General features: G+C 55.9%; 1 protein-coding gene. It reads right to left on the bottom strand.

From position 1 onward, the window contains the following. Positions 1 to 263 (bottom strand): hypothetical protein (locus ZA05_RS18410; protein WP_197276122.1); only part of this gene is annotated, 263 nt, incomplete at both ends.

The following is a 263-nucleotide window of genomic DNA, read 5'->3' as shown; positions in this document are numbered from 1 at the left end:
CCTGGTCGGAACAGGCTGCCATTGTATAATCATCTGGCGCATTGAAGGAAACCTCTGGTGCAGGCTCTACCGTAAAGGTCGAACTCAGCAATAACGGTGCCCCACAGTCGCTGGTAGCTGTCCAGATAACTTCCGATGAACCACCACAGGCATCAGGTGCCCCCGGATTGGTCACTTCAACCATCAGGTTACAGCCACCCGTGATGCTGCCCAGGGCAACCCACTCGGCAAACGCCTGGTCTACGGAAGCCTGGTCAGAACAT

It is taken from the genome of Mangrovimonas sp. TPBH4, assembly GCF_001280505.1.
Taxonomy (GTDB): Bacteria; Bacteroidota; Bacteroidia; order Flavobacteriales; family Flavobacteriaceae; genus Mangrovimonas_A.
Note: the sequence above shows the minus strand (reverse complement) of the source record. Positions and strands in the feature narration are given on the sequence as shown.